Raw genomic sequence first — 778 nt, 5'->3', positions numbered from 1 at the left:
TGTTGGCTATGAGCAGTTGCAGGGTGAAAGCAAAGTCATCGTGACCTTAATTGAAGGGCAGTCTGAGTCACTTAGCGTGGGTCAGCAAGGTGCGTTAGTGCTTGATGTTACGCCATTTTATGCTGAGTCAGGTGGGCAGGCTGGCGACACAGGCCTAATTACATGTGGTGATTCTCAGTTTCGCGTAGAAGATACGCAAAAGCAGGGTAAGCAGTTTCTGCACATTGGTCGCGTTGTCGCAGGTTCTTTCGATCAAGGAGATTCGGTGTCGTGCATTGTAGACAAAGCTGTTCGCGATGCGACAGCCCTCAATCATTCGGCAACGCACCTCTTACATGCGGCTTTACGGAAGGTCTTGGGAGAGCATGTTGTTCAAAAGGGATCTTTGGTAAACGATGAACGATTGCGCTTTGATTTTGCCCATTATGAAGCAGTTTCCAAGGATCAAATTACTGAATTAGAACGGATTGTGAACCATGAGATCCGAATGAATACGCCTGTCCTTACGACGTTGACAGACATGGAAAGTGCGAGAGACATGGGGGCTATGGCGTTGTTCGGTGAGAAATACGGAGATGAGGTTCGTGTGCTATCGATGGGTCAAAAGTCGTTTTCTGTTGAATTGTGCGGAGGAACCCATGTTCAAAGGACAGGAGATATCGGTCAATTTATTATCCTCTCGGAGGGAGGAATCTCGTCGGGCGTTCGCAGAATAGAGGCGGTTACAGGGCTTGGTGCTGAAGAGTATGTGAGGTCAAATCTTGAGAGTGTTTCTGCA

1 protein-coding gene is annotated in these 778 nt (G+C 48.1%); it reads left to right on the top strand.

Features of this window, described 5'->3' with window-relative positions; translation table 11 throughout:
* Positions 1-778: alanine--tRNA ligase-related protein (locus tag A3750_RS20815; protein WP_231871907.1), on the top strand; the 778-nt coding region annotated here is incomplete at both ends.

Source organism: Oleiphilus sp. HI0079, from assembly GCF_001635105.1.
This window is presented reverse-complemented; position numbering and strand designations above follow the sequence as displayed.